Source organism: Longispora urticae, from assembly GCF_053902585.1.
In genome coordinates, this window is sequence record NZ_JAQZSH010000035.1 from 236,967 (window position 1) to 263,510 (window position 26,544).

The following is a 26,544-nucleotide window of genomic DNA, read 5'->3' on the forward strand; positions in this document are numbered from 1 at the left end:
GTTAACCGTAGCTGAGCACCTCGGCGACCACGTTCCGGAGCGCGCCGGCCACGTCGGAGGCGGTCACCGGGCCGGCCTGCGCGGCGTGTTGCCCGGCGAGTCCGTGCACGTACGCCGCGCACACCGCCGCCCACGTCGGCTCGACCCCGCCGGCCAGCAGGGAGCCCAGCAGCCCGGCCAGCACGTCCCCCGTGCCGGCGGTGGCCAGCGCCCGGGTCCCCGTCGGGTTGACGAACGCCGTCCCGTCCGGGGCGGCCACGATGGTCCGGGGCCCCTTGAGCAGCACCGTCGCGTTCATCGTCTTCGCGAGCCCGCGGGCGGCGGCCACCCGGTCGGGGCCGGGCGGCGCGCCGGCCAGCCGCTCGTACTCCCCGTCGTGCGGGGTCACGACCAGCGGTACCTCCCGGCCGGCGAGCCAGTCCGGGTGGGTGGAGATCAGGGTCAGCGCGTCGGCGTCCAGGCACAGCGGCACCCGTTCGGCGATCGCGGTGCGCAGGTCCGCCTGGGCCGGGGAGTCGAGGCTGAGCCCCGGGCCGACCACCCAGGCCTGCACCCGGCCCGCGTCGGAGACCCGGTCGGTGACGACGACGTGCGGGTGCCGGGCCCGGACGGCGGAGGCGCCCGCGCCCGCGTACCGGATGTAACCGGTCGGCCCCGCCGAAGCGCCGGCGACCGCCAGAACACCAGCTCCGGGGTACCGCCGGGAGCCGGCCGACACCCCGACCACCCCCCGGGTGTACTTGTCGTCGTAGCTGCGCGACCGGGGCCAGTGCGCGTGAATGTCCGCCATGTCGGGAATATTGAGGTCGGTCGGCGGCAGGGTCAGCCCGATGTCCACCACCTCGACCTGCCCCACGTACCGCGCGCCCTCGCCCACCACCAGCCCCGGCTTCAGGCAGCCGAACGTCACGGTCACGTCCGCGCGCAGCGCCCGGCCCGGCACGTCCCCGGTGTCGGCGTCCACGCCGCTGGGCACGTCCACGGCCACGACCGGCACGTCGGCCGGCAGCTCCGGCAGCTCGACCCGGAGCGGGCCGGACGCGCCGATGCCGACGATCCCGTCCAGGACCAGGTCGGGGCTGCCCACGGCGGTGACGACCCGGCCACCGGCTGCCCGGAGCGCCGCGAGCCCCGTCGCGTGCACGCGGGTGCCGCCTGGCTGGTCGCCCGCCCGGTGGGCACCGGATCCGACGTGCGGTTCGGCGGCCCGATGCGCCGGGGAGCCCAGCAGCAGCGCCGACACCTGCGCGCCCCGCCTGGCCAGCAACGCCCCCGCGAACAGCGCGTCCCCGCCGTTGTCACCGGAGCCGACGAGTAGCAGGACCCGGGATCCGTACACCCGGGGCAGGATCTCGGCACAGCGGCGGGCGAGGCCGGCGGCCGCCCGGGCCATCAGGGGCTCACCGGCGGCCAGCAGCGGAGCCTCGGCCGCCCGCACGTCGGCGACGCCCCACACACCTCTCATGCGGCACAGCCCGGGCGGCCCGAGCCAGCTCCGGGGGCGCTCACAGCTCCCCCTCCGCCACCACCATGGCCGAGGCGATCCCCCCGTCGTGCGACAGCGACAGATGCCACCGCGCCACCCCCCGGGACGTCGCCGCCGCCGCCACGGTGCCGGACACCGTCAGCCACGGTCGGCCATCGGGATCGGTGACGATCTCGCAGTCGTGCCACATCAGCCCGCTGGGCGCGCCCAACGCCTTGGCCACGGCCTCCTTGGCCGCGAACCGGGCCGCGAGGGACTCCGGGGCGCGCGGGTTGCCGGAGGAGGTGAGCCGCTCGGACTCGGTGAACAGCCGCTCCGAGAGCAGGGGCGTGCGGTGCAGCGCCTGGGTGAACCGCTCGACCAGGACGACGTCTATCCCAACCCCGACAATCATGCCGTTCACCCTATTGGTTCCGTGGTGCCCGGGGCTGTGCCGGTGCCGCACTCCCGCACGATGGGAGAACTTCACTCACGGCCGGGGAGTGGCGACACTGTAGTGCACGCGCTACGGTGTAGTGCATGTCCACGCCTCTGTCTGTGCGTTTCGAGGAGCAACTCCTCACCCGGCTGCGCCGCCGCGCCGCCGGCACTCCCGGTGCGAGCGTGTCCGGGCTGGTCCAGCGGCTGGTCGACGAGGGGCTCCGGCTCGCCGAGCACCCCGGCGTCGTGTTCAAGGACGGCCCCAGCGGCCGGCGCGCGGCCCTCGTCGCCGGGCCCGACGTCTGGGAGGTCATCCAGGTGCTCCGCGAGGTCGACGAGCGCGGCCCGTCCGCCGTCGCCGCCACCGCCGAGATCCTGTCGCTCCAGCAACCCCAGATCAAGATCGCCATTCGGTACTACGCGGACTACGCCGCCGAGATCGACTTCGAGATAGCCCAGGCGGACGCCGAGTCCGCAGCGGCCCAGGCAGCCTGGGAGGCCGAGCAGCGGCTGCTCGCGTGAAGATCCTCCTCGACGAGATGCACTCCCCCGCCGTCGCCCGCGCCCTGCGCGCCCTGCACCACGACGTCATCGCGATCGCCGAGCACCCCGAACTCCGGTCCCTCCCCGACGACGAGGTGTACCTGTACGCGGTCGCCCACGACCGGTGCGTCGTCACGGAGAACGTGAAGGACTTCCGCCGGCTGCACGCGCGGGCCGAGGAGACGGGCGCGCCCCGGACCCGGCTGCTGTACACGAGCAGTCGGACGTTCAAGCGGAGCCGCCGGGACTTCGGGCCGTTCGTGGAGGCGCTGGTGGCGTGGATCGGGGCACCGCACGCGCCCGGTACGGAGGCCTGGCTGAAGGCACCCCGGCCCCGCCCGGCTCCGGAGGCGTGAACCAGGGTCCACAGGACCACAGAAGTGCCGATGCGCGTCGGACCAGGCGCGCGGCGTAACCCTCTGATGTTTGTGGTCTTCGCTCTCGACCTGCCGCGCCCCGGACACGGCGGGGCCCCGCACGCGTGTCGCATGCGGGGCCCCCACCAGCGGATACCTACTCGACGGTGACGGACTTCGCCAGGTTCCGGGGCTGGTCCACGTCGTGTCCCCGGGTCGCCGCGATCTCCGCCGCCAGCACCTGCATCGGCACCGCGGTCATCAGCGGCGCGAGCAGGGTCGGCGTGCTCGGCACGTAGATCAGGTCGTCGGCGAACTGGGCGACGTCGAGGTCGCCCTCCTCCGCGATGACGATGGTCCGCGCGCCCCGGGCCCGGACCTCCTGGATGTTCGACACGATCTTGTCGCGGAGGATGCTCCGGCCGCGCGGCGACGGCACGATGCAGATCACCGGGGTGCCCTGGTCGATGAGCGCGATCGGGCCGTGCTTGAGCTCGCCGGCCGCGAAGCCCTCCGCGTGGATGTACGCCAGCTCCTTCAGCTTCAGCGCGCCCTCCAGGGCCACCGGGTAGCCGACGTGCCGGCCGATGAACAGCACGGTCGGCGCGGCGGACAGGTCCCGGGCGAGCTGGCGGACCGGGGTCATCTCGCTGAGCAGCCGGGCGACCTTGTCGGGGGTGGCCTGGAGCTCGGTGAGGACGGCCCCGACCTCGTCGGCGTACTTGACGCCCCGGACCTGGGCCAGGTGCAGCCCGACCAGGTAGCAGGCGGCGAGCTGGGTGAGGAACGCCTTGGTGGAGGCGACGGCCACCTCGGGCCCGCCCCGGGTGTAGAGCACGGCGTCGGACTCGCGCGGGATGGTCGATCCGTTGGTGTTGCAGATGGCCAGCACCCGGGCCTTCTGGCCCTTCGCGTGCCGCAGCGCCATGATCGTGTCCATGGTCTCGCCGGACTGGGAGATCACGATCACGAGGGTGGACCGGTCGAGGACCGGGTCGCGGTACCGGAACTCGCTGGCCAGCTCCACCTCGCACGGGATCCGGGTCCAGTGCTCGATCGCGTACTTCGCGACCAGCCCGGTGTTGAACGACGTCCCGCAGGCCACGATGAAGATCTTGTCCACGTCGCGCAGGTCCTGGTCGGTGAGCCGGACCTCGTCGAGCATGATCTCGCCGGAGTCGGTGAGCCGGCCCCGGAGCGTGTCGGCGAGGGCGTGCGGCTGCTCGTCGATCTCCTTGAGCATGAACCAGTCGTAGCCGCCCTTCTCGGCGGCGCTCGCGTCCCAGTCGACGTGGTAGTCGGTCCCGGCTTCCGGGTGCCCGTCGAAGTCGGTGATCTCGATCGACTCGGGGGTGATGGTGACGACCTGGTCCTGGCCGAGTTCGACGGCGTCGCGGGTGTGCTCGATGAACGCGGACACGTCGGAGGCGAGGAAGTTCTCGCCGACGCCCCGGCCGACGACGAGCGGCGAGTTGCGCCGGGCCCCGACGACGACGCCGGGCTCCTCGGCCCGCACGGCGAGCAGCGTGAACGCGCCCTCCAGCCGGGCGACGACGGCGCGCATCGCGTGGGTGAGGTCCTTCGAACCGTTGGCGAGCGCGGCCTGGATCAGGTGCGCGACGACCTCGGAGTCGGTGTCGGAAGCGAACTCGATCCCGGCGGCGGTCAGCTCGGCGCGCAGGTGGGCGAAGTTCTCGATGATGCCGTTGTGGATGACGGCGACCCGCTCGTCGGCGGACAGGTGCGGGTGCGCGTTGCGGTCGGTGGGCCCGCCGTGGGTCGCCCACCGGGTGTGCCCGATACCGGTGGAGCCGGTCAGCTCGACCTCGCCGAGCTCCTTCTCCAGGTTGGCCAGCTTGCCGGCCTTCTTGACGGACCGGAGGGCGTCGCCCTCGACGATCGCGACGCCGGCGGAGTCATAGCCCCGGTACTCCAGCCGGCGCAGGCCGTCCACCACGATACCCAGGGCCGAGCGGCCCCCTACATAACCGACGATGCCACACATGAGGGAGAGCCTAGCCGAGTTTCAAGCAAAGTGCATGCTCACATGGTGCACCTTCGAGCAGGGTATTTGCTCGAAACATGGTGACTCCAGCCAGGTCCGCGCCCGAAGATCCATCGATATACCCATCATCCGCCCAGCGTGCCAAGCGGGCCGACCAATCGGGCCTAGAAGACAAAAGAGCACGGCACTTCCGGGGGTACCGGAGGTGCCGTGCTCTTCGAAGAACTCGGGTCAGACGGGGCTGGACGCCCGGACCAGTACGACGATCCGCTCGGCCACCTCGGCGGCCAGTTCCGCGCTCGGCGCCTCGACCATGACCCGGACCAGCTGCTCCGTACCGGACGGGCGCAGCAGCACCCGGCCCGTCTCGCCCAGCTCGGCACCCGCCACGGCCACGGCGGCCAGCACGTCGGTGTCCACCGCGGCGGCGGCCCGGTCGGCCACGGGCACGTTGATCAGCACCTGCGGCAGCGGGGTGACGATCGAGGCCAGGTCCGCGAGCGTACGACCCGTGGCCGCCATCCGCGCCATCACCTGGAGCAGGGTCAGCGACCCGTCCCCCGTCGTCGCGTACTCCGGCACGATCACGTGCCCGCTCTGCTCCCCGCCGAGGGACAGCCCGCTGTTGCGCAGCTCCTCCAGCACGTACCGGTCGCCGACCTTGGTCTCCAGCAGCGTGATCCCGTGCTCGCGCATCGCGATCCGCAGGCCCAGGTTGCTCATCACCGTCGCGACCAGGGTGTCCTTGACCAGGGTGCCGTTGTCCCGCATCGACACGGCCATGATCGCCATCAGCTGGTCGCCGTCGACCACGGAACCGTCGGCGGCCACGGCCAGGCAGCGGTCCGCGTCGCCGTCGAGGCCGACCCCCAGGTGCGCGCCGTGCTCGACGACGGCCGCCTGCAGGTCCGCCAGGTGGGTGGAGCCGCACTCGTCGTTGATGTTCAGGCCGTCCGGCTCACCGTGGATGACGACGACATCGGCACCCGCCCGCCGGTACGCCTCCGGGGCCACCTCGAACGCCGCGCCGTTCGCGCAGTCGATGACGACCTTGAGCCCCTCGAGGGACACCGGCACGGACTCGGCCAGGTGCGTGATGTACGCCTCGGCACCGTCGAGCAGGTCGTGCACCCGGCCCACGTTCGCCCCGGTCGGGCGGACCCAGTCCTCCTCCAGGTGCGCCTCGATGGCGTCCTCGAGTTCGTCGGCGAGCTTGTGGCCGCCGGCCGCGAAGAACTTGATCCCGTTGTCGGGCATCGGGTTGTGCGAGGCGGAGATCATCACGCCCAGGTCCGCGCGGGTCTGGCCCACGAGGAACGCCACGGCCGGGGTCGGCAGCACACCCACCCGGACGACGGTCGCGCCGGCGCTGGTCAGGCCCGCCACGACGGCGGCCTCCAGCATCTCCCCGCTCGCCCGCGGGTCACGGCCGACGATCGCCACCGGCGGATGGGTCCGGTCCCGTTGGCTCAGGATGTGCGCGGCGGACGCAGCCAGCCGCAGAGCCAGGTCGGGAGTCAGGCTGGCGTTGGCCAGACCGCGAACCCCGTCGGTGCCGAACAGCCGTCCCATACACATCTCCCCAGATACTCAAAAGCCGAGCGCCCGGGCGTCAGCGACGCGGCACGGACCTCAGGCGAGGGTCACAAACCAGGCTCCCACACCGACCCCCCGACCGGTTGAGCGCGCAAAGAGCAGTTTCCATGCAAAAAGCACCACGGCCGGGCACCTTGGAAAGGCGGCCGGCCGTGGTGGAAGAGATTTAGCGCTTCGAGTACTGCGGAGCCTTACGGGCCTTCTTCAGACCGTACTTCTTCGACTCGGTGACGCGGGCGTCACGGGTCAGGAAGCCGGCCTTCTTGAGGGCCGGACGGTCGTCGGGCTCGACCTCGATCAGGGCCCGGGCGATGCCGAGACGCAGCGCGCCGGCCTGCCCGGTGATGCCGCCGCCCTTGAGGTTGGCGATGACGTCGAAGCTCTCGAGACGCTCGGTGATCACCAGCGGCTCCTTGACGAGCTGCTGGGAGACCTTGCTGGGGAAGTACTCCTCCAGCGTGCGGCCGTTGCAGGTGACCTTGCCCGAACCCGGCACGAGCCGGACGCGGACGATGGCCTGCTTACGACGACCGACGGTCTGCACCGGACGGTCACCCCGGGGGGCGGCCTTCGGCACGGCCACGACGGCCTCGGCGACTACGGCTTCGGTGTCAACCGGCTCGAGCACGGTCGCGACGCTCTCGGTCATGCTGCTTCCTTCGGTCACTGCGCGATCTGCTTAATCTCGAAAGGCACGGGCTGCTGCGAGGCGTGCGGGTGCACGTCGCCCGCGTAGACCTTGAGCTTCTTGATCTGCTTCGCACCGAGCTTGTTGTGCGGGAGCATGCCCTTGACGGCGAGCTCGACGGCGCGGTCGGGGCGCTTGGTCAGCAGCTCCTCGTAGGAGGTCTTGCGCAGACCGCCCGGGTAACCCGAGTGGCGGTAGGCGACCTTGGTCGCCCGCTTGTTGCCCGTCAGGGCAACCTTGCCTGCGTTGATGACGATCACGAAGTCGCCGGTGTCGACGTGCGGCGCGAAAGTCGGCTTGTGCTTACCGCGCAGCAGAGTGGCGGCGTGGGTCGCCAAACGGCCAAGCACGACGTCAGACGCATCGATGATGTGCCACTGACGCTCGATCTCACCCGGCTTCGGGCTGTACGTACGCACAGGTCTACCTTGTCTCGTCGTGGGTCTAGGGCCTGGGTACCGCTGGCCCGGCGTGAGACCCGGCGGCGGCGCATAGGCGACAAGCGTACCCGTGGGGGTCCGCCTTGCAACTGTCGCACAACAGTCGCTGATGATATCGGGCGGGCTCCGCATTGGTCAAAACGAGCCGCCGCACCCGGAGTTTCCGTGCGCGCCGAAGGGGCCGTGCACGGCTGCCAGTATGACCTATCCGGGAGCACCCCCGCGCGTCGATGGGAGCGGATTCACAGTACCCGCGCATAAATTATGGGGATTTGACCGTAAGGGTGACCTGGGACTCAACCGCTCGCACCCTCCCCCGGATAGCCCCCGCCCGACTACTCTGGAACACGGCGGCAGCGATCAGGAGGCATCGTGGAGAAGCTGGCGGTCGCGCTACGTGACGAAGACCAAGAGATGGGGCTCGACTTCCTCACCCGGGTGTGGTTACACACGGTCGAGGGTCGTAGCCGCGAAGAGGCACTCGACATGGTCCTGGATCAGGACTCCCAGGACTGAAGGACGCGAAGGAATGCCCCACCCCCTCGGTGGGGCATTCCTTTTTGCGCTCGCCATCCGGCTACGCGGCGTTCGCGGGGCGGGCCGGAGTCTCCCCGGCCCGCGCCGCCGGAACAGCTACTGAGCGTCGTCCAGTTCGATGTCGAACTCGCCGTCCTGGACCCCTCCGATGAAGGCGTCCCATTCGGCCGGGGTGAAGACCAGGATCGGCCCGTTCTCCTCGGCCATGTCGCGCATGCCGATCAGGTCGTCGACGAAGGCCACGCCGATCCGACCGGGCGAGCCGTCCGGGTTCTCGGCGCGCTGCCAGACCGCGCGGGTCTCGTCAAACTGCCCCTTCAGGGGATGTTCCACCATGTGAGCTCCTAGCTCGCCACCACCGGCAGGTAGACCTTTCCGCCGCCGTTGACAAACTCTACCGACTTGTCCGCCATGCCCTTCGCCGCGTACTCCTTGAGTTCCGCACTGATCTTCATCGAGCAGAACTTGGGTCCGCACATCGAGCAGAAGTGCGCCGTCTTGGCCCCGGTGGCCGGCAGCGTCTCGTCGTGGAACGAGCGGGCCGTGTCGGGGTCCAGGGACAGGTTGAACTGGTCCTCCCACCGGAACTCGAACCGGGCCTTGGACAGCGCGTCGTCCCAGTCCTGCGCGCCCTTGTGCCCCTTGGCCAGGTCGGCGGCGTGCGCGGCGATCTTGTACGCGATCACGCCGGCCTTCACGTCGTCGCGGTTCGGCAGGCCCAGGTGCTCCTTGGGCGTGACGTAGCAGAGCATCGCGGTGCCCATGCTGCCGATGATCGCGGCGCCGATCGCGGAGGTGATGTGGTCGTAGCCGGGCGCGACGTCGGTGGTCAGCGGGCCGAGCGTGTAGAAGGGGGCGTCCATGCACCACTCCTTCTGCAGGTCCATGTTCTCCTTGATCTTGTGCATCGGGACGTGCCCGGGGCCCTCGATCATGACCTGGACGTCGTACTCCCACGCGATCTTCGTGAGCTCGCCCAGGGTCTTCAGCTCGGCGAACTGGGCCTCGTCGTTGGCGTCCGCGATCGAGCCGGGGCGCAGGCCGTCGCCGAGGGAGAACGCGATGTCGTACTGGGCGAAGAGCTCGCACAGCTCGCGGTACCGGGTGTAGAGGAAGTTCTCCCGGTGCCCCGCCAGACACCAGGCGGCCATGATCGAACCGCCCCGGGAGACGATGCCGGTGACCCGGTCGGCGGCCAGGGGCACGTGCGCGAGGAGTACCCCGGCGTGCACCGTCATGTAGTCGACGCCCTGCTCGGCCTGCTCGATGATCGTGTCCCGGTACAGCTCCCAGGTCAGGCCCAGCGGGTCGCCGTTGCACTTCTCCAGGGCCTGGTAGATCGGCACCGTGCCGATCGGCACCGCCGAGTTGCGGACGATCGCCTCCCGGGTGGCGTGGATGTGCTTGCCCGTGGACAGGTCCATCACTGTGTCGCCGCCCCACTTGGTGGCCCAGGTGAGCTTGTCGACCTCCTCCGCGATCGAGGAGGACACGGCGGACGTGCCGATGTTCGCGTTGATCTTCACCAGGAACGCCGACCCGATGATCATCGGCTCGCTCTCGGCGTGGTTCACGTTGTTCGGGATGATCGCCCGGCCGGCCGCGATCTCGTCCCGGACGAACTCCGGCGCGACCCCCTCGCGGATCGCCACGAACTCCATCTCGGGCGTGACCGTGCCCTGCCGGGCGTAGTAGAGCTGGGTGGGGCGCTTGCCGGCCTTCGCCTTGCGGACCGTCTGCCCGATCGTGGCCGTACCCTCCGCGGGCACCTCCTCCACGTCGCCCCGCTCCATGATCCAGTGCGCCCGGAGCTGGGGCAGCCCGACCTCCGGGTCCGAGCCGGGGCCCGAGGTGTCGTACAGCCGGACCGGCGGGTCGTCGTTCGTCAGGTGCACCTCGGCGAAGGGCACCTGGATGTCGGGACGAGAACCCTCCACATAGAACTTGCGACGCGTCATCAGATTTCCTTCCAGGAGAGGGGACCGTGTCCCGAGCCCAGCCGCCAGTCGGCCGAGCCGGCGAGGGCACGGGTGACATAGGTCTTCGCGGCCCGGAGCGCGTCCGGCAGCGAGGACCCCAGTGCGAGGTGCGCGGTCACCGCGGCCGCGAAGGTGCAGCCCGTGCCGTGGTTGTTGGGGGTACTGACCCAGGGCGCCCGCAGGTACGACAGCTCGCCGTCGAACCAGACGACGTCCACGGCGTCCGGGTCCGCGCCGTGGCTCCCCGCGAGGTGGCCACCCTTCACGACGACGCAGCGCGGGCCGAGCGCGGCCAGGTCGGTCGCCGCGGCCGCCATGTCCTCGACCGTGCGGACGTCCCGGTCGAGGAGCGCCCGGGTCTCGGGCAGGTTCGGGGTCAGGACCAGGGCCCGGGGCAGCAGGACCCGGTACGCGTCGGCCGCGCCCAGGAACAGCGGGTTCCCCGTGGACGCCACCATCACCGGGTCCACGACCAGGTGGGGTAGCTCCCGGGTGGCCAGGTACGCGATCACCTCCGCGCTCGCGAGCATGCCCGTCTTCACCGCCGCCGGGGGCAGGTCGGACAGGACGGCGTCGAGCTGGAGGGCCACGAAGTCGAGGGGGGTGGGGTGCACGCCCAGTACCCCCGAGGTGTTCTGGGCTGTCAAGGCCGTGACGACGGAGGTGCCGAAGACGTGGTGTGCCGCGAAGGTCTTCAGGTCGGCCTGGATGCCGGCGCCGCCGCCGGAGTCGGAGCCGGCGACGGTGAGGGCGATCGGGGGCTGGCTCACGACGCGCCACCGACCCGGGTTCCGGCCGGCGCGGCGGCCTCCAGGGCCGTGAGCAGGTTGCGGACGGCCCGCGCCGGGTCACTCGACCGCGACACCGCCCCCAGCACCGCCACCCCCTGCGCACCCGCCGCCACACACTCGGCGGCGCGGGCCGGACCGTCGACGCCGCCGAGGGCGTAGACCGGCCGGCCGGCCCGCCCGAGCACGTCCACGCCGAGCGGCGGCCCGTAGCCGGGCTTGGTGGCGGTCTCGAAGATCGGCGACAGGCTGACGAACTCCGCGTCGGCGGCCGACGGCAGCTCGGCCAGGCCGTGGCAGCGCCAGAGCATGTCCCGGCGGCCGTGCACCGGGGTCGCGGTCGGGCCGAGGGTGAGCACCCGGCCGCCGAGCTCCTCGACCCGCCAGTCGAACTCCAGGTCGAAGAACGTGCCCGCCAGCAGCGTCACCCCGGCGTCGATCACCGTGCGCGCGAGGTGCAGGTCGGGGGTCTCCAGGACGACGATCAGCCGGTCACTCATCGGACGCCTCCATGGTCGGACGGGATGCGGGCGCCGGCGGCGCGCTCCGGGCACGCGGCACACGGCGGCTCACCACGACGGCAGCCCTTCCGGGCTGGTGGAGGCGGTGGCGTAGTCGCGGCGCGGGATCCGGCCGGCCCCGGCCGCCAGCCTCCCGGCGAGTACCGCGTGCCGCATCGCCACCGCCATCCGGGTCGGATCGGCCGCCCGGGTCACCGCGCTGGCCAGCAGCACGGCGTCGCAGCCCAGTTCCATCGCGAGGGCCGCGTCCGAGGCGGTGCCGATCCCGGCGTCGAGGATGACGGGTACCGACACCATCTCCCGGATCAACGCGAGGTTGTACGGGTTCCGGATCCCCGCCCCCGACCCGATCGGCGCCCCGGCCGGCATGACCGCCGCGCACCCGACGTCGACCAGCCGCCGCGCGAGCACCGGATCGTCGGTCGTGTACGGCAGCACCACGAACCCGTCGTCCACCAGCCGGGCGGCGGCGGCCACGAGCTCGACGGCGTCCGGCAGCAGGGTCCGGTCGTCCCCGATCACCTCGAGCTTCACCCAGTGCGTCTCGAACGCCTCCCGGGCCAGGTGGGCGAGCTTGACCGCCTCGGTGGCGGTGTAGCAGCCGGCGGTGTTGGGCAGGATCCGCACGCCGGTCTCGTCGAGCATCTCCAGCAGGCCGCCGGGGGCGTTCGGGTCGAGGCGACGGAGGGCGACGGTGACCATGGCGGTGCCGGAGGCCTCGACGGCCTCGCGGAGGGCGGTGAGGCTGGCCGCGCCGCCGGTGCCGAGGATGAGTCGGGAGTGCAGGGTCTCGCCGGCGATGACGAGCGGGTCGCCGTTCGGGCTAGCCACCCTGCACCGCCGTGAGCAGCTCCACCACGTCGCCGTCGGCCAACGCCGTGGACGTCCACGTGCTCCGGGGCACCACGGTCCCGTTGACCGCGACGGCCACCCCGCGCCGGTCCCCGGTGAGCGCCGACACCGTCCCCTCGAACTCGGTCTCCACGCCGTTGACGACTATCTTCACGAAAACCTCCCGGGGGCGAAGGGCGCGAGGTCGACGCTGGGTTCCCGGTTCAGGAGCAGCGCCGTGACCACCTCGGCGGTGATGGGTGCGAGCAGGACGCCGTGCCGGTAGTGCCCGGTCGCGGCGAGCGTGCGGTCGTCGAGCCAGCCGATCAGCGGGGCGTTGTCCGGGGTACCGGGGCGCAGGCCGGCCCGCGCCTCCACCAGCTCGTACTCGGCCAGTTCCGGGAGGACCTCGATCGCGGTGTCGAGGAGGTCGCGGACGCCCTCGGCGGTGACCCGGGTGGAGAAGCCGCGCTCGGCGGTGGTGGCGCCCACGACGACCTCCCCGTCCTTTCGCGGCACAATATAGACATATTTCCCGTCAATGTAGCCCCGGATCACGTGCCGGATCGACGGCTTCCCGCGCAGCCGGAGCACCTCGCCGTGCACGGGCCGCACGGGCAACCCGGCCACCGCGCCGCTCGGGGCGACCGCACCGCCGAGCCCGCCGGGGACGCCGGCCGCGCCACCGAGCCGCCCGGCCCAGGCCCCGGTGGCGACCACCGTCACATCGACCCCGTCCGGCGGGTACCCGGCCACCGGCACCCGGTCACGCAGCGCCGCCAGTACCCGTCGCGGATCCACCTGGTGGTCACCGGGCGTCAGCAGCCCACCCCGGAGCCGGGGCGTCAACGAGGGCTCCAACGCGCGCGGATCCACCTTCTCGGCCGGCAGGTCCCAGTCCGTGTACAGCTGGAGGAGGCGGGCGAGTTCGCGCAGGTCGTCGCCTGTCCGCCCGACGAGCAGCGTGCCGTCGTCGCGGTAGCCGACCTCGCCGAGCCCGGCCGCGAACTCCGGCCACCGCGCGGCACTGGCCAGCGACAACCGGAGCAGGTCGGCCTCGCCGAAGTAGGCCTCGGCGACGGGGGCGAGCATGCCGGCCGCGACGTTGGAGGCGCCCCGGGCGGGGTCGTCGTCGTACACCGTGACGTCGAGGCCCGCCGACAGCGCGCGCCACGCGACGGACAACCCGATGATCCCGGCCCCCTGGACCGCGACCTTCATGACAGGGCCCTGAGCAGCGCCTTCGTGGCCACCCCGGGATCGTCGGCCGCACTGACCGCGCCGACCACGGCGACGCCGTACGCCCCGGCCTCCAGCAGTTCGGGGACCCGTTCGAGGGTGACGCCGCCGATCGCGATGGCAGGCAGCCCGACGTGCGCCGCCGCCTCCAGCCCGGCAGGGCCGATCGGGTCGGACAGTCCGTCCTTCGTGGACGTGTGGTAGCAGGGCCCGACGCCCACGTAGTCGGCCCCGTCGACCAGGGCGGCCCGGGCCCCGACGGCGTCGCGGGACGTCGCACCGATGATCGCGGAGGAGCCCAGGAGCCGCCGGGCCACGGAAACGGGCAGGTCGAGGGCGCCGAGGTGCACGCCGTCCGCCTGCACGGCCAGCGCGATGTCGACCCGGTCGTTGATGAGGCACGTCGCCCCGTAGACCCGGCACAACGCCCGGATCTCGGCGGCGAAGTCGAGGAAGTCGCGGTCGTGCACGCCGTCTTCCACCCGTACCTGGAAAAGGGGTGCGCCCGCGGCCAACGCGGCCCGGGCGACAGCGACGGCGTCCCGCCCGGGTCGGGCGTCGGTGAGGACATGGAGGCGACCGAGCATGATGAATCTCCTCCCTGCGCCGGCATGATCCGGATCAGGTTCTACGGTCGGCGGCTCACATCCGCCCTCTCAGCCCGGTCTACCGGACTCCCGTGGGTTCTCTTGCGGCACACGTTAGCGCACCTCAGCCGAGGAGGGAAGCGCCGCGTAACTGATGCCTCACTGCACGGCTACGCCCCGTTCACCATGGTTTGCCGGGCGCCGCGATGATGGGTACATGCGGATGCTGGTGCTGGGTGGCACATGGCTCCTCGGCCGGTACGCGGCGGAGGGCGCCCTCGCGCGGGGCTGGTCCGTGACGTGTTTCAACCGCGGACTGACCGGCGAGGATGTCCCCGGCGTGCGCTCCGTGCGCGGGGACCGGACCTCGACCGCCGACCTGAGCCGGTTGACCGAGGCCGGGCCCTGGGACGTCGTCGTGGACACGAGTGCCCGCGAGCCCGCCGACGTGGGTCGCTCGGCCAGGGCACTGCGCCCGTGTGCCTGCCGCTACGTGCTGATGTCCACGGTGTCGGCGTACCAGGGCTGGCCTGCGGCTCCAGTCTCGGAGGGGTCATCGTTGTGGCCGTCGTCCCCGACAGCGAGCCGGGCCGATCCGGCCATCGACGCGATGAGTCCGACCGCCGGCTACGGCACGCTCAAGGCTGGCTGCGAACTGGTCGCCCAGCAGGTCTTCGGCACCGACACGCTGATCCTTCGTCCGGGCGTGATCCTGGGTCCGCACGAGTACGTCGGTCGGCTGCCGTGGCTGCTGCTCCGCGCCGCCCGAGGCGGGGCGATGCTCGCGGCCGGCGGCCCCGACCAGCCTGTCCAGCCGATCGATGTGCGCGACCTCGCCACGTTCCTGCTCCGCTTGGCGTCGGCGGAGGCCACGGGCGTCCACAACACGGTCGCCCCTCCCGCGCACGCCACCTACGGCGAGCTACTACGGACCTGCGTCGAGGTCACAGGTGGGACTGCGGACCTGGTGTGGATCCCGTCGGACTGGCTCACCGCGCAGGAGGTGCGCCAATGGACGGAGATCCCGCTGTGGCGGACCGCACCAGGCACCTGGGCGGTCGACGGGTCGAGCGCCCGAGCCGCCGGCCTGGAGTGCCGTCCGCTCCGGGAAACAGTCGCCGACACGTGGACCTGGCTCCGCACCGGTCACCCGACCCGCCACGAACGCCAGAACGAGCACGGGCTGGCACCGGACAAGGAGACCGAACTCCTCACGCGATGGCGGTCATTCCGGTAGGGCCTGCACGTCCGCCTCGCGATGGAAGGTCCGGATCCGGTCCTGCAACTCCGTCGCCTGCCGGTCGAACAACCACCGCGCGCCGCCCAGAGCCTGCCTCAGCTGCAGCAACCGTTCGGTGAGGCTGTGCACACGCTGCTGCATCGGGTTCAGGATCTTCGTCGCCGCATCGATGTGACCGTTCAGGACCTCGGCGGTCGCGAGGTCGATGCGCGCCCGGGACGGAACGGTCCGACTGTGCCGGTCGCGTTCTGCGAGGCGGACCTTGTCGGCGGCCCCGAGGCAGGCCCAGGCCCGGGCCTCGATGCAGCGCAGTCCGGCGGCGGCCGCCCCCACCGGATGGCTCGCGAGAGCCGCCTCGACGTGCACGACCGCCTGGCCCGGTCTGCCGGTCCAGTAGGACATCAGGGCCATGTTGCCCCGGGCCCAGGTCCGGAGCGGGGCGTGGTCGATCAGTTCGGCGTAGCGGTAGGCGGCTTTCGCCTGGGCGATGGCGGGAGCCCAGGCCGCCATGTCGAAGGAGGCGGAGGACATCAGACCGCAGAGTTGGCCCGCAATGAGATACAGGTCGGTCAACTGACCAGGGCGGCGGGTGCGTTCTAGAAGGGTGTAGGCGAAGTCGCGGGCCCGGCGTGCCTCGGCGAGAAAGAGCAAGGGCGGAACTTCCACATAGGTGTACGCCAACCGGCGCACCTCCGCCTGCAATTGTCCGATGGTCGCGTCGTCCACAGCGCCCCCGATCCGGCGAACATGTTCGGTGGACTCCAGGGCGGCCTCATGCGCGGCGGTGCGCTCCAGAACCGGCGAACGCGGCCACGACACGGCGGAAGTGGTGACCGGGCCGACGAGCACAGCGAAAGGCTCCTGCCACAGCGTGCTCGCCACCCGCCGCGCCGACGGCCTGGCGTTTCCCACCTGTCCGGCCATCCACCGCTGTAGTTGGCGGGTCGACAGCGTGGCCGGCTCGCCCAGGACCCGCGCGGCCCGGTCGAACCGCGCGCACCACTCGTCGATGGTGTGTTCGCTCCGCCGGATCAGATATTCGAGTCGAGTCCGGTCCACCGCCCCCGCCTTCCGCAGCCCGGATTCCGACGCTACCTCCGCGCCTTTCCCTCATCCAGCGTCAGCGGGAAACGTCGTCCCAATGTCGTACCGATGACGTGGTTCCGCCTATACAGCTGTACCAAAATGGAATGTCGTTTCAATGTCGTTCCAATGTCGTGGCACCGTCGTCCCCGTCGGACGGACGGTGGGCGGCATGACGATGACGTACCAGGTGCTGATGACCAAGGTCACCGGCGAGTTCCCCGAACCGATCACCCGGATGGCGGTGTTCGACACCCGGGTGCAGGCACTGGCCACCGCGAAGGTGTGGTCGACCACCCAGGCGGTGTGCGACGGCGCGTCCCGGGTCAAGGTGCTGGCGAGGCAGTCATGACGGAGGACACCGCGACGGCACTGGGCACACTGGACACCCACGAGGCCGACGGCCTGCACCGGATCCTCACGCTCTGCCTGCACGACGACCAGGCGGAGGAGGGCGACGGCGTGTACGCCTACTGGCTCGTCCCCGGCGAGAGCTACGGCCTGCACCACGACGGCGTGACCTGGACGGTGGCGGGCGGCGCGTGGACGGAGCCGGGGCACACGTACCGGCTGCTCAGGAACGGTCAGCCGACGATGCTGGTGCCGACGGAGCACGGCGACGAGTGGCTGGACCCGGACCACGGCCACGTGACGCACCACGGGCCGGGCGGCTGGGAGCTCTGGCGCTACAACTCCTGAGCCGGCGGGCGGGGCGCGCGAACCGGCGCGCCCCACATCAGCGTCAGCGCACGTCCCACACCGGCTCCGGCACCTCGGTGACCTCCCCGTCGGTCCCGAACAGCAGGAACCGGTCGAACCCCCGGGTGAACCACCGGTCGTGGGTCACCGCGATCACGGTCCCTTCGAACCCCTTCAGCCCCTCCTCCAGCGCCTCGGCGGACGCCAGGTCCAGGTTGTCCGTCGGCTCGTCGAGCAGCAGCAACGTGGCCCCGGACAGCTCCAGCATCAGGACGAGGAACCGGGCCTGCTGCCCGCCGGACAGGGTGCCGAACGTCTGGTCCCCCTGCGCGGCCAGCTCGTACCGGCCGAGGACGTTCATCGCGTCGTGCCGGACCCGGCCGGCCCGGTAGTCGTCGCCCCGCCAGAGGATCTCGACCAGGGTCTTGTCGTGCAGTTCGGGCCGGTCGTGCACCTGGGAGAAGTGTCCGGGCCGGACCCGCGCGCCGAGCCGGGCGACCCCGCCGTGCGCGACGGGGGCCAGCTCCACGAGGGGCACCTCCAGCGGGTCCGTGCCGCCCCGGCCGAGTAGGCGGAGGAAGTGGGACTTGCCGGTGCCGTTGGCGCCGAGGACCGCGACCCGGTCGCCGTACCAGACCTCGAAGTCGAACGGGAACGTCAGGTCGTCGAGTTCCAGCTGTTCGCAGATGACGGAGCGTTTGGCGGTCCGGCCGCCGTCGAGCTTCATCCGGATGTCCTGGTCCTTCGGCGGCAGCGGTGGCGGCCCGTCGCCCTCGAACTTGGCGAGCCGGGTCTTCGCCGCCTGGTACCGCGAGGCCAGCCCGTCGTTGTAGGCGGCCTTCTGCTTGTACATCAGCACCAGGTCCTTGAGCTTCTGGTGCTCCTCGTCCCAGCGCCGCCGGGTCTCCTCCATGCTGTCGTGCCGGTTGACCCGGGCCTCGTGCCAGCTGGCGAACCCGCCCGGATGCGTCCACGCGGAACCGCCCTCGACGGCGACGACCCGGTCGGCGGTGTTGGCGAGGAGTTCGCGGTCGTGGCTGACGTACAGGACGCTCTTCGGGGACTCTCGGAGGCGCTGTTCGAGCCAGCGTTTCGCGGGGACGTCGAGGAAGTTGTCCGGCTCGTCGAGGAGGAGGACCTCGTCGGGGCCGCGGAGGAGCAGTTCGAGGACGAAGCGTTTCTGCTCGCCGCCGGACAGGGTGCGCACGAGCCGGTGCCGGGCGGTGTCCCAGGGGATGTCGAGGACGGAGACGCTGGCGGTGTCGAAGGCGACCTCCGCCTCGTACCCGCCGACCTCGCCCCAGGCGGACAGCGCCGTCGCGTACCGCATCTGGGTCTTCTCGCTGTCCGACAACGCGGCCTCGGCGCGGGCCAGGGCGAGCCCGGCGGCCCGGACCCGGACCGGCGCGAGGGTCATCGCGAGTTCGGCGAGGGTGGCGTCCTCGCGGTCGACCATGCTCCACGGCACGTCGTCGTCGAACCGGCCGACCACGGGGCGGAAGAACTGCCGCATCACGCCGAGCCCGCCGACCCGGGCGATGGCGCCCTCCTTGCTGTGCAGGTCGCCGGCGACCATCCGCAGCAGGGTCGTCTTCCCCGCGCCGTTGGGCCCGACGAGCGCGACCTTGGCGCCCTCCCCGACCCGGAACGACACGTCCCGAAACAGCTCACGGCCATCCGGCAGCGTGAACCCGACCCCTGCGACGTCTATGTATCCCACGGTGGCATCCTCCGGCCTACTCGGTCTCCGCGCGACCGACTTTCAGGATGCGGTACCCCTTCTGGCTGGCGTGCTTCTCCGCCACCCAGCCCTCGGCCTCCAGCCAGTCGCGCAGCGAGTCGCCGCCGAGGTGCCGGGCGACGACGAGCCAGGCCAGCGCGTCCGGGCCGAGCCGGGGCAGCCAGAGCCGGAGCATGTCGTGCAGCGCCTCCTTGCCCACGTGGATGGGCGGGTTGCTGTAGATCCCGTCGAACACCACATCGGCGGGTACGCCGTCCGGCTTGGCCGCGATCACCCGGTCCGACACCTCCAGGGTCCGGGCATTCTCCTCGACGAGTTCCAGGGCGCGCTCGTTGACGTCCACCGCGTACATCGTCACCTTGGGCGACTGGTGAGCGAACACACAGCTGATCGGGCCGTAGCCGCAACCGAGGTCGAGGAAGACGCCGCGACCGGGGCGGGGGGCCTTCCGGAACAGCACAGCGGTGCCGGGGTCGAGCCGATTAGCGGAGAAAACCCCTGAAGACACCATGAACTGGTACTCGGACGAGCCCACTGAAACGTCAATAATCCGACGCTTATCAGGTGTAGCTGGTGTCTCACTGAAGAAATGGTCCACGCGCTCATTCTCCCGACATCTTCGGCTGATGCTGTCCGGGCACCACTTGGGTAACCTGGCGGGCATGACCTACGGCGACCGAGGCTACGACGACCCTGACCCCGGTCAGTCCCAGCCCCGGCGGCGGCGAGCTGCCGAGCCGGACGATTCCCACGAGTACATCCCCGGTCAGTATGGCCAACAGGGCGGCTACGCCCCGGAGCCGGGCTACGCGACCGCCCCGGACCCCGGCTACAGCCCGCCGCCCGGTGGCACCCCGTTCGGCCAGCAGACCGTGGACCCGTACGCGCCGTACGGCTGGGAACAGCCCCAGCCCGAGGCCGACCCGTACCCGCAGCCGGCCTACGAGCCCGTCTCCGCCCCGCCGCCGGCGTTCGACCCGCCGCCCCCGACCCGCAAGCGGTCCTCCAAGGGCTGGCTGGGCGCGCTCGCCGGGGTGCTGGCGGTGCTCCTGCTGCTCGCCTTCGGGATCGGCGCGTTCTTCCTGATCGACGAGGAAAAGCCGGCCGCGAAGGCCCCCGCGCCGACCTCCGCCCCGCCGTCGGCCGCCCCCAGCGGCACCGCCTCCCCGGTCCCGGGCAAGAAGGACATCAACTCCCAGGCCACGGACCCGTCCCCGCTGACCGAGAGCGAGCTGTTCCCCGCGGCCACGGTCGCCATCGACGGCCGGGCGTACGCGATCCAGAAGACCCAGTCCCTGACCGACTGCAAGCTGGCCACGACGGGCGACCTCGGTACGGCGTACACGAAACTGGGCTGCACCCAGCTGGTCCGCGCGACCCTGTTCTCGCCGGGCAAGACGTTCGTGGCCACGATCGGGGTGCTCAACTTCAAGGACGCGGCCACCGCCACCGCCGCGAAGGCGGACACGAAGACGCTGCTCGGCTCCGGCAAGGGCGCGATCGCCGGCTGGGCCGTGGGCAACGGCACCGACGTCATCACCGCCTCGGAGACGTACCTGTCCTGGCTCCCGGTCGGCCACTACCTGGTGTACTGCGTCGTGGCCCGCGCCGACGGCAAGAAGCCCGACCCGGCCGACCCGGCGGTGCAGCAGGTCCTCACCGACACGGCGGAGACGTACCTCAAGGGGCAGGTGGCACTGCGCGCCCAGGCGTGAGCCCGGGCGCCCCAGGCCACCACCAGGCTTGGGACCCTGGCCGCCCCCAGGCCACGGCCCGGCGGCGGCCTCAGGCCCCTGGCGACCCGTCCGGAGCGGTGAGCGTCCGCATGTTGCGGGTGACCGCCATCCGCGCCCGGTACTCCCCCGGCGCCGGATAGTCCACGTTCACCAGGGTCAGCCCGTGCGCGGGCGCCACCCCCACCGCGTCCACCCGCGCCGAGCTGGCCAGCTGCTCCCCCGGCCACTCCACCGGCCGCCGGCCCTCGCCCACCGCGATCAGCGCCCCGATCAGGCTGCGCACCATCGAGTGGCAGAACGCGTCCGCCTCGACCGTGGCCACGAGGACGCCGTCCGGGTCGCGCCGCCAGTCGAGCCGGAGCAGGTTGCGGATGGTGGTCGCGCCGTCCCGCCGTTTGCAGTACGCGGCGAAGTCGTGCTCGCCCAGCAGGCCCCGGGAGGCGGCACTGAGAGCCTCCAGGTCCAACGGGCGGGGCCAACCGAGGGTGTTGCGCCTGGCGAGCGGCGCCGGCCCACTGGGGGCGTCACTGACCCGGTACTCGTACCGCCGCCGCAGCGCCGCGAACCGCGCGTCGAAGTACTCGGGCGCGGGCTCCACGGCCAGCACCCGGACATCCCCCGGCAGCAGCCCGGCGAGCCGGCGGATGATGCTGGGCGCGAGCTCCTCCCAGGCGGCGGCCGGCACGTCGATGTGGCAGACCTGGCCGGTGGCGTGCACGCCCGCGTCGGTCCGGCCGGCGACGGTCAGGTTGGCCACGGTCCGGAACACCCGGGTCAGCTCCCCGAGCAGTACCCCGGCGACGGTGCGGCGGGTCGGCTGGTGCGCCCAGCCGGAGAAGTCGGTCCCGTCGTAGGAGACGGCCAGCCGCAGCCGGATCGAGCCCTCGGGGATCCGGGGCGCACCGGGCGGCGTCCCGACCGGCTCGGCGTCGCCGGCCCCGGAGAGCCCGGCGTCGACGGCCCCGGGCACAGCCGCGGAAGGCCCCGCGGCCTCGGAAGCCGCCGCGGCCCGGTCGGCGTCGGCCGACCCGGCTCCTCCGGTACCCGTCACAGGTTCTGGAACCTCAGCCACAACGACCTCCTGGCGGAAACGGGCGAGCCCGCCCTCCCCAGCGGGGAGAACGGGCTCGTCGGAGTCGTACTCGAGAATTACTTCTCGTCCTTCTCAGCAGCCTCGGCGGCCGGAGCCTCGTCGGCGGCGGGCGAGTCGGCGTGCTGGACGTTCTCCTCGACCGGGGCGTCCTCGACCGGAGCCGTCACGGCCTCGGTCTTGGCAGCGGCAGCCTTGCGGGCCGCGGTCTTCTTGTTCGTCTTCGGCGCGACCGGCTCGAGCACCAGCTCGATGATCGCCATGGGGGCGGAGTCGCCCTTGCGGAGACCGTTCTTGATGATCCGGGTGTAGCCGCCCTGGCGCTCGGTCCAGTTCTGGGCCAGCTCGTCGAACAGACGGTAGACGACGTCCTTGTCCCGGATCAGCTTCGCGACCTGACGACGCGAGTGCAGGTCACCGCGCTTGGCGTGCGTGACCAGCTTCTCGGCGTACGGACGCAGGCGACGGGCCTTGGCCTCGGTCGTCTGGATCTTGCCGTGCTCGAATAGCTGCGTCGCCAGGTTGGCCAGGATCAGCCGCTGGTGCGCGGGACTGCCGCCAAGGCGGGCACCCTTTGTGGGCGTGGGCATCGGTGTAGCTCCTCAGGTAAGCCGCAGCGCTTAGAGCTGCTCGGTCTCGCGGTAGTCGTTGCCGTCGTCGTCGGAGTCGTCAGCCGCCACGGGGGCGACAGAACCGGCGGCGTCCTCGTCGAGCTCCTCGTCGTAGTCATCGTCGGAGTAGTCCCCCACGATGGTCGACGGGTCGAAGTTCGGCGCGGAGTCCTTCAGGCCGAGGCCCATGCCGATGAGCTTCAGCTTGACCTCATCGATGGACTTCTGACCGAAGTTGCGGATGTCGAGCAGGTCAGCCTCCGTGCGGCCGATCAGCTCACCAACCGTGTTGATGCCCTCGCGCTTGAGGCAGTTGTAGGACCGGACGGTGAGGTCCAGCTCCTCGATCGGCAGCGCCAGGTCGGCAGCGAGCTGCGCGTCCTGCGGCGACGGGCCGATGTCGATGCCCTCGGCGGTCTCGTCCAGCTCGCGGCACAGGCCGAACAGCTCGACGAGGGTGGAGCCGGCCGAGGCCAGCGCCGTGCGGGGGCTGATCGAGTTCTTGGTCTCGACGTCGATGATCAGCTTGTCGAAGTCGGTCCGCTGCTCGACACGGGTCGCCTCGACACGGTAGGTGACCTTCAGGACCGGGGTGTAGATCGAGTCGACCGGGATGCGCCCGATCTCCTGTCCGGCCTGCTTGTTCTGCGCCGCGTTGACGTAGCCGCGGCCCCGCTCGACGGTCAGCTCGATGTCGAGCCGGCCCTTGCCGTTCAGGGTGGCCAGGTGCAGGTCCGGGTTGTGGACCGACACGCCGGCCGGCGGCTGGATGTCCCCAGCGGTGACCGGGCCCGGGCCCTGCTTGCGCAGGTACATGGTGACCGGCTCGTCGTGCTCGGAGCTCACGCAGAGCTGCTTGACGTTGAGCACCAGCTCAACCACGTCCTCCTTGACACCGGGGATCGTGGTGAACTCGTGCAGCACGCCGTCGATCTTGATGCTCGTGACCGCCGCGCCCGGGATCGAGCTCAGCAGGGTACGCCGGAGCGAGTTGCCGAGCGTGTAGCCGAAGCCCGGCTCGAGCGGCTCGATCGTGAACTTCGACCGCGCCTCGGTGATCGACTCCTCGGAGAGGGTCGGCCGCTGGGTGATAAGCACTATGCCTCCAAAACGGGCGTCCGCTATATGACGCCGAATGTTGGGGTGGCCGGCCCGACTCGCGCCGGGCCGGCCTGTGGAGCACTACTTGGAGTAGAGCTCGACGATGAGCTGTTCCTGGACCTGGGTGTCAATGATCTGACGGACCGGGAGGTTGTGCACGAGAACCTTGAGCGCGGCCGGGATGACCTCGAGCCACGCCGGCACGGTCTTGCTGCCGGCCTGGGCCTGGGCCACCACGAACGGGGTGAGCTCGCGGGACTTCTCGCGGATCTCGATGATGTCGTGCTCGGCGACCCGGTACGACGGGATGTCGACCTTCTTGCCGTTCACGAGCACGTGGCCGTGCTTGACGACCTGACGCGCCATGTCACGCGACTGGGCCAGGCCCGCGCGGAACACGACGTTGTCGAGACGGGTCTCGAGGATCTGCAGCAGGTTCTCACCGGTCTTGCCGGTGCGCCGGTTGGCCTCTTCGTAGTACCGGACGAACTGCTTCTCCAGTACGCCGTAGATGCGGCGGGCCTTCTGCTTCTCACGGAGCTGGAGCAGGTACTCCGTCTCCTTCGGCCGACCGCGCCCGTGCTGACCGGGCGGGTAGGGCCGGGACTCCAGCGGGCACTTCGGACCATCGCACTTGCTGCCCTTGAGGAACAGCTTGACCTTCTCGCGCCGGCAGCGGCGGCAGTCAGCACCTGTGTAACGAGCCATTGACCTATTCCTCCGCTACCTAGACCCGACGACGCTTCGGCGGACGGCAACCGTTGTGCGGCTGCGGCGTCACGTCGGAGATCGTGCCGACCTCGAGGCCTGCGGCGGTCAGCGAACGAATCGCCGTCTCGCGGCCCGAGCCGGGTCCCTTGACGAACACGTCGACCTTGCGCATGCCGTGCTCCATCGCCCGACGAGCGGCGGCCTCGGCGGCCAGCTGCGCGGCGAACGGGGTCGACTTACGCGAACCCTTGAAGCCCACCTGGCCGGAAGAGGCCCAGGAGATGACGGCACCGTTCGGGTCGGTGATCGACACGATCGTGTTGTTGAACGTGCTCTTGATGTAAGCGTGGCCGTGGGCCACGTTCTTCTTTTCCTTGCGCCGGACCTTCTTGACGGCCCCAGCGCGTGCCTTCGGCGGCATTAGCTATGCGCTCCTAGAGACTCGAACTGCTACGGGGTTACTTCTTGCCCGGCTTCTTCTTGCCAGCCACGGTGCGCTTCGGACCCTTACGGGTACGAGCGTTGGTGCGGGTCCGCTGACCACGCACGGGGAGGCCGCGACGGTGCCGGATACCCTGGTAGCAGCCGATCTCGATCTTACGGCGGATGTCGGCGGCAACTTCACGGCGGAGGTCACCCTCGACCTTGAAGTTCTGCTCGATGTGGTCGCGGAGCGCGAGAACCTCTTCGTCCGTGAGGTCCTTGGTCCGCTTGTTGGGGTCGATGCCCGTCGCCGAGCAGAGCTCGATAGCGCGGGTACGACCAACCCCGTAAATGTAAGTGAGCGCGATCTCGAGCCGCTTGTCGCGGGGGAGATCGACGCCGACTAGACGTGCCATATGTGGGCGTGCTCCTCGTCAGTCTCGGAGGTCTGCGCCCATCCCATCCCCACCTGCCCGGGCGGGGCCCCGGCCTCCGACCGGGGGTTCGGCCACGAGGAGTCGTCACGCAATGCGCTTCGAGATCCCCCGCGGCTGGGACGAGCCTTTACTACCTTGGCGGTAGAAGATCTGGTGGTGGTGCTTAGCCCTGGCGCTGCTTGTGGCGCGGGTCGTCACAGATGACCATGACCCGGCCGTGGCGGCGGATGACGCGGCACTTGTTGCAGATCTTCTTAACGCTCGGCTTAACCTTCACGGCTGCGCCTTACTTCAAAGACGGACACGGAATTCAACCGCACGTCACTTGTAACGGTAGACAATGCGACCACGGGTCAGGTCGTAGGGCGAGAGCTCCACGACAACCCTGTCCTCCGGCAGAATACGAATGTAGTGCTGCCGCATCTTGCCGCTGATGTGAGCCAGTACCTTGTGACCGTTCGCGAGCTCCACCCGGAACATGGCGTTCGGCAGTGGCTCGATGACTCGGCCCTCGATCTCGATGGCCCCGTCCTTCTTCGGCATGTCCTCCGCTAACGTGACGTAGGGTCTACTGCAAGGTGGCACGCCCGTCCTGCCAGCCGCGGCCCCGCCGTCCTCAGAAGCGCTCGAAGACATGGCAGGGTGGACGCAGCGCGCCGATTGATGAGTCTACCCACCCCCGTGTCGGAACACCAAACTGGGGCCGACACCCGGGGTCGGGCGTGTCACGGCTAACACCCCGACGGGTCAGGGCCGGCACGCGAAGACGGTCATCGAGCGCGTCAGGGCGAAATGCCCGCGACGGTCGAACTCCTCCCGGACCAGCCGCTCCGCCGCCGCCAGTACCTCGGGGCCGTAGCTCTGGGTGGAGTTCAGGCTGGCGACGTAGCCGAGCACCGCGTCGACGTCCGGGATCCGGAGCTCCTCCAGTTCCGGGTGCGCGACCACCGAGGCGAACACCGGGTCGAGGAACGCCGGGGCGGCCTCCGCGGTGAAGGACTCTCGGTTCCACAGCTGCCGGTGCTCGACGCCCACCAGCTCCGTGGCCCTGCGGAGGATCTCCATCGTCTCCCGGCAGTGCGCGAGCCCGTTGGTCGCGACCAGGACCGTGCCGCCCGGTCGGAGCGCCCGGGCCAGCTCGGCGACGGCCATCGGGACATCCGGCACGTGGTAGAGCATGTGCATGCACAGAACGAGATCGAATTTCCGGGTACCGACCGGGAGCCGCTGCGCGTCCGCCACCACGGTCGACGCGTGCCGCCCCGCCTCGGCGGCCATCCCGGGCGAGTAGTCCAGGCCCAGGACCGGGCCCCGGTGGCCGCGTTCCCGGAGGGTCTGGAGGTAGCGGCCGTTCCCGCAGCCGACCTCCAGGACGGACTCGTCCCCGGTCAGGCCCGCGATGTCCAGGGCGACATCGAAGATCGCCGGTCCCGTCCGGTACTCCCACACTGACTGGCGGGCAGCCAGATTGCCCTGGTTCGCATACTGTTGGACGTTGTGGTCCCTGCTCGTCAGCGCGCTCATGTGTCCCGATAGTGCCAGCGACCCGTGGTTGCCGCCACCGAGGAGCACGGTGCATCCTGTGTGGGGACGCCCCTCGCGTTCCGTCGCCCGCCGTCCTGGCCGACCCGGTGCACCACGCGTGGTGGTGACCAC

At 70.9% G+C, this 26,544-nt stretch carries 33 protein-coding genes and 1 riboswitch; of the genes, 7 read left to right on the forward strand and 26 right to left on the reverse strand.

Annotation, left to right across the window (positions count from 1 at the left end; all coding sequences use genetic code 11):
- Position 1: 1 nt before the first annotated feature.
- Together PT931_RS23610 and PT931_RS23615 are read right to left on the reverse strand one after the other, a co-directional pair.
- Positions 2–1,465, reverse strand: coding sequence for an NAD(P)H-hydrate dehydratase (locus PT931_RS23610; protein WP_456247925.1), 1,464 nt, complete (start codon positions 1,463–1,465; stop codon positions 2–4).
- Positions 1,466–1,505: 40 nt separating this feature from the next.
- On the reverse strand, positions 1,506–1,880 hold the full coding sequence (locus PT931_RS23615) for a holo-ACP synthase (protein WP_456247926.1): 375 nt from the start codon (positions 1,878–1,880) through the stop codon (positions 1,506–1,508).
- 125 nt (positions 1,881–2,005) lie between these two features.
- Here PT931_RS23615 and PT931_RS23620 point away from each other — a divergent pair, with 125 nt between their 5' ends.
- Positions 2,006–2,428 carry a hypothetical protein gene (locus tag PT931_RS23620; RefSeq protein ID WP_456247927.1) on the forward strand — a complete coding sequence of 141 codons (423 nt, stop codon included), beginning with the start codon at positions 2,006–2,008 and terminating at the stop codon, positions 2,426–2,428.
- Positions 2,425–2,805 carry a DUF5615 family PIN-like protein gene (locus PT931_RS23625; protein ID WP_456247928.1) on the forward strand — a complete coding sequence of 127 codons (381 nt, stop codon included), beginning with the start codon at positions 2,425–2,427 and terminating at the stop codon, positions 2,803–2,805. The genes PT931_RS23620 and PT931_RS23625 overlap by 4 nt, the downstream gene beginning before the upstream one ends.
- 157 nt (positions 2,806–2,962) lie before the next feature.
- Here PT931_RS23625 and glmS read toward each other — a convergent pair whose 3' ends face one another.
- From glmS to rplM, 4 genes are all read right to left on the reverse strand, one after another.
- On the reverse strand, positions 2,963–4,810 hold the full coding sequence (gene glmS / locus PT931_RS23630) for a glutamine--fructose-6-phosphate transaminase (isomerizing) (RefSeq protein ID WP_456247929.1): 1,848 nt from the start codon (positions 4,808–4,810) through the stop codon (positions 2,963–2,965).
- Between the two features lie 231 nt (positions 4,811–5,041).
- On the reverse strand, positions 5,042–6,382 hold the full coding sequence (glmM, locus tag PT931_RS23635; protein ID WP_456247930.1) for a phosphoglucosamine mutase: 1,341 nt from the start codon (positions 6,380–6,382) through the stop codon (positions 5,042–5,044).
- 190 nt (positions 6,383–6,572) lie between these two features.
- Positions 6,573–7,055 (reverse strand): 30S ribosomal protein S9, encoded by a 483-nt coding sequence (gene rpsI / locus PT931_RS23640; protein WP_363729419.1) that lies wholly within the window; start codon positions 7,053–7,055, stop codon positions 6,573–6,575.
- Positions 7,056–7,069: 14 nt separating this feature from the next.
- The gene (gene rplM / locus PT931_RS23645) at positions 7,070–7,513 is read right to left on the reverse strand and encodes a 50S ribosomal protein L13 (protein ID WP_363729420.1); all 444 of its coding nucleotides are present in this window, start codon (positions 7,511–7,513) and stop codon (positions 7,070–7,072) included.
- A gap of 393 nt (positions 7,514–7,906) precedes the next feature.
- On the opposite strand from rplM, the gene PT931_RS23650 reads away from it, so the two are divergent.
- Positions 7,907–8,050 (forward strand): hypothetical protein, encoded by a 144-nt coding sequence (locus PT931_RS23650; RefSeq protein WP_363729421.1) that lies wholly within the window; start codon positions 7,907–7,909, stop codon positions 8,048–8,050.
- A 117-nt stretch (positions 8,051–8,167) separates the two neighbouring features.
- Here the strand turns inward: PT931_RS23650 and PT931_RS23655 are convergent, their stop codons facing one another.
- The 8 genes from PT931_RS23655 to thiE form a co-directional block, all read right to left on the reverse strand.
- The gene (locus PT931_RS23655; RefSeq protein ID WP_363729422.1) at positions 8,168–8,407 is read right to left on the reverse strand and encodes a DUF397 domain-containing protein; all 240 of its coding nucleotides are present in this window, start codon (positions 8,405–8,407) and stop codon (positions 8,168–8,170) included.
- A gap of 8 nt (positions 8,408–8,415) precedes the next feature.
- Complete coding sequence (gene thiC, locus PT931_RS23660; RefSeq protein WP_456248195.1) at positions 8,416–10,032, reverse strand: phosphomethylpyrimidine synthase ThiC; 1,617 nt, start codon at positions 10,030–10,032, stop codon at positions 8,416–8,418.
- Positions 10,029–10,820 (reverse strand): bifunctional hydroxymethylpyrimidine kinase/phosphomethylpyrimidine kinase, encoded by a 792-nt coding sequence (thiD, locus tag PT931_RS23665; RefSeq protein ID WP_456247931.1) that lies wholly within the window; start codon positions 10,818–10,820, stop codon positions 10,029–10,031. The genes thiC and thiD overlap by 4 nt, the downstream gene beginning before the upstream one ends.
- Entirely contained in the window at positions 10,817–11,338 is a 522-nt protein-coding gene (locus tag PT931_RS23670) for a thiamine phosphate synthase (RefSeq protein WP_456247932.1), read from the reverse strand. The genes thiD and PT931_RS23670 overlap by 4 nt, the downstream gene beginning before the upstream one ends.
- Before the next feature lie 69 nt (positions 11,339–11,407).
- Positions 11,408–12,190 carry a thiazole synthase gene (locus tag PT931_RS23675; protein WP_456247933.1) on the reverse strand — a complete coding sequence of 261 codons (783 nt, stop codon included), beginning with the start codon at positions 12,188–12,190 and terminating at the stop codon, positions 11,408–11,410.
- The gene (gene thiS / locus PT931_RS23680; protein ID WP_197006695.1) at positions 12,183–12,365 is read right to left on the reverse strand and encodes a sulfur carrier protein ThiS; all 183 of its coding nucleotides are present in this window, start codon (positions 12,363–12,365) and stop codon (positions 12,183–12,185) included. Before thiS ends, PT931_RS23675 begins: the two co-directional genes overlap by 8 nt.
- The gene (gene thiO / locus PT931_RS23685; RefSeq protein ID WP_456247934.1) at positions 12,362–13,411 is read right to left on the reverse strand and encodes a glycine oxidase ThiO; all 1,050 of its coding nucleotides are present in this window, start codon (positions 13,409–13,411) and stop codon (positions 12,362–12,364) included. The genes thiS and thiO overlap by 4 nt, the downstream gene beginning before the upstream one ends.
- Complete coding sequence (gene thiE / locus PT931_RS23690; RefSeq protein ID WP_456247935.1) at positions 13,408–14,016, reverse strand: thiamine phosphate synthase; 609 nt, start codon at positions 14,014–14,016, stop codon at positions 13,408–13,410. The genes thiO and thiE overlap by 4 nt, the downstream gene beginning before the upstream one ends.
- Positions 14,011–14,120, reverse strand: a riboswitch (TPP riboswitch). (Overlaps the previous gene by 6 nt.)
- Positions 14,121–14,233: 113 nt before the next feature.
- Between thiE and PT931_RS23695 the strand changes: the two genes are divergently transcribed.
- Positions 14,234–15,253, forward strand: a complete 1,020-nt coding sequence (locus PT931_RS23695) for an NAD-dependent epimerase/dehydratase family protein (protein WP_456247936.1) — start codon at positions 14,234–14,236, stop codon at positions 15,251–15,253.
- Here PT931_RS23695 and PT931_RS23700 read toward each other — a convergent pair.
- Positions 15,242–16,315 (reverse strand): hypothetical protein, encoded by a 1,074-nt coding sequence (locus PT931_RS23700; protein ID WP_456247937.1) that lies wholly within the window; start codon positions 16,313–16,315, stop codon positions 15,242–15,244. The two genes, PT931_RS23695 and PT931_RS23700, sit on opposite strands and share 12 nt — an antisense overlap.
- A gap of 196 nt (positions 16,316–16,511) precedes the next feature.
- Here PT931_RS23700 and PT931_RS23705 point away from each other — a divergent pair, with 196 nt between their 5' ends.
- Both PT931_RS23705 and PT931_RS23710 read left to right on the forward strand, forming a co-directional pair.
- Positions 16,512–16,691, forward strand: coding sequence for a hypothetical protein (locus PT931_RS23705; RefSeq protein WP_456247938.1), 180 nt, complete (start codon positions 16,512–16,514; stop codon positions 16,689–16,691).
- On the forward strand, positions 16,688–17,038 hold the full coding sequence (locus PT931_RS23710; protein ID WP_456247939.1) for a hypothetical protein: 351 nt from the start codon (positions 16,688–16,690) through the stop codon (positions 17,036–17,038). The genes PT931_RS23705 and PT931_RS23710 overlap by 4 nt, the downstream gene beginning before the upstream one ends.
- A 43-nt stretch (positions 17,039–17,081) precedes the next feature.
- Here PT931_RS23710 and PT931_RS23715 read toward each other — a convergent pair whose 3' ends face one another.
- Together PT931_RS23715 and PT931_RS23720 are read right to left on the reverse strand one after the other, a co-directional pair.
- Positions 17,082–18,758 (reverse strand): ABC-F family ATP-binding cassette domain-containing protein, encoded by a 1,677-nt coding sequence (locus PT931_RS23715; RefSeq protein ID WP_456247940.1) that lies wholly within the window; start codon positions 18,756–18,758, stop codon positions 17,082–17,084.
- A gap of 16 nt (positions 18,759–18,774) precedes the next feature.
- On the reverse strand, positions 18,775–19,443 hold the full coding sequence (locus PT931_RS23720) for a class I SAM-dependent methyltransferase (protein WP_456247941.1): 669 nt from the start codon (positions 19,441–19,443) through the stop codon (positions 18,775–18,777).
- Between PT931_RS23720 and PT931_RS23725 the strand changes: the two genes are divergently transcribed.
- The gene (locus PT931_RS23725) at positions 19,442–20,494 is read left to right on the forward strand and encodes a hypothetical protein (RefSeq protein ID WP_456247942.1); all 1,053 of its coding nucleotides are present in this window, start codon (positions 19,442–19,444) and stop codon (positions 20,492–20,494) included. The genes PT931_RS23720 and PT931_RS23725 overlap by 2 nt on opposite strands.
- Before the next feature lie 70 nt (positions 20,495–20,564).
- On the opposite strand, the gene truA is transcribed toward PT931_RS23725, so the two are convergent.
- The 9 genes from truA to PT931_RS23770 all read right to left on the reverse strand — a co-directional run bounded on the left by truA (position 20,565) and on the right by PT931_RS23770 (position 26,412).
- Complete coding sequence (gene truA / locus PT931_RS23730) at positions 20,565–21,407, reverse strand: tRNA pseudouridine(38-40) synthase TruA (protein ID WP_456248196.1); 843 nt, start codon at positions 21,405–21,407, stop codon at positions 20,565–20,567.
- 257 nt (positions 21,408–21,664) lie between these two features.
- Positions 21,665–22,195: a 50S ribosomal protein L17 gene (gene rplQ, locus PT931_RS23735; protein ID WP_456247943.1), complete on the reverse strand. Its 531-nt coding sequence runs from the start codon at positions 22,193–22,195 to the stop codon at positions 21,665–21,667.
- A 30-nt stretch (positions 22,196–22,225) separates the two neighbouring features.
- Positions 22,226–23,314, reverse strand: a complete 1,089-nt coding sequence (locus PT931_RS23740; RefSeq protein WP_197006684.1) for a DNA-directed RNA polymerase subunit alpha — start codon at positions 23,312–23,314, stop codon at positions 22,226–22,228.
- An 84-nt stretch (positions 23,315–23,398) separates the two neighbouring features.
- The gene (gene rpsD / locus PT931_RS23745; RefSeq protein ID WP_363729437.1) at positions 23,399–24,025 is read right to left on the reverse strand and encodes a 30S ribosomal protein S4; all 627 of its coding nucleotides are present in this window, start codon (positions 24,023–24,025) and stop codon (positions 23,399–23,401) included.
- Positions 24,026–24,044: 19 nt separating this feature from the next.
- A complete protein-coding gene (rpsK, locus tag PT931_RS23750; RefSeq protein WP_197006682.1) occupies positions 24,045–24,449 on the reverse strand; it encodes a 30S ribosomal protein S11 in 405 nt (134 codons plus the stop codon).
- A gap of 37 nt (positions 24,450–24,486) precedes the next feature.
- On the reverse strand, positions 24,487–24,867 hold the full coding sequence (rpsM, locus tag PT931_RS23755) for a 30S ribosomal protein S13 (RefSeq protein ID WP_197006681.1): 381 nt from the start codon (positions 24,865–24,867) through the stop codon (positions 24,487–24,489).
- Between the two features lie 184 nt (positions 24,868–25,051).
- Entirely contained in the window at positions 25,052–25,165 is a 114-nt protein-coding gene (gene rpmJ, locus PT931_RS23760; protein WP_197006680.1) for a 50S ribosomal protein L36, read from the reverse strand.
- Positions 25,166–25,209: 44 nt separating this feature from the next.
- Positions 25,210–25,431 carry a translation initiation factor IF-1 gene (infA, locus tag PT931_RS23765; RefSeq protein WP_007073013.1) on the reverse strand — a complete coding sequence of 74 codons (222 nt, stop codon included), beginning with the start codon at positions 25,429–25,431 and terminating at the stop codon, positions 25,210–25,212.
- Positions 25,432–25,635: 204 nt separating this feature from the next.
- Positions 25,636–26,412 carry a class I SAM-dependent methyltransferase gene (locus tag PT931_RS23770; RefSeq protein ID WP_456247944.1) on the reverse strand — a complete coding sequence of 259 codons (777 nt, stop codon included), beginning with the start codon at positions 26,410–26,412 and terminating at the stop codon, positions 25,636–25,638.
- Positions 26,413–26,544: the final 132 nt, after the last annotated feature.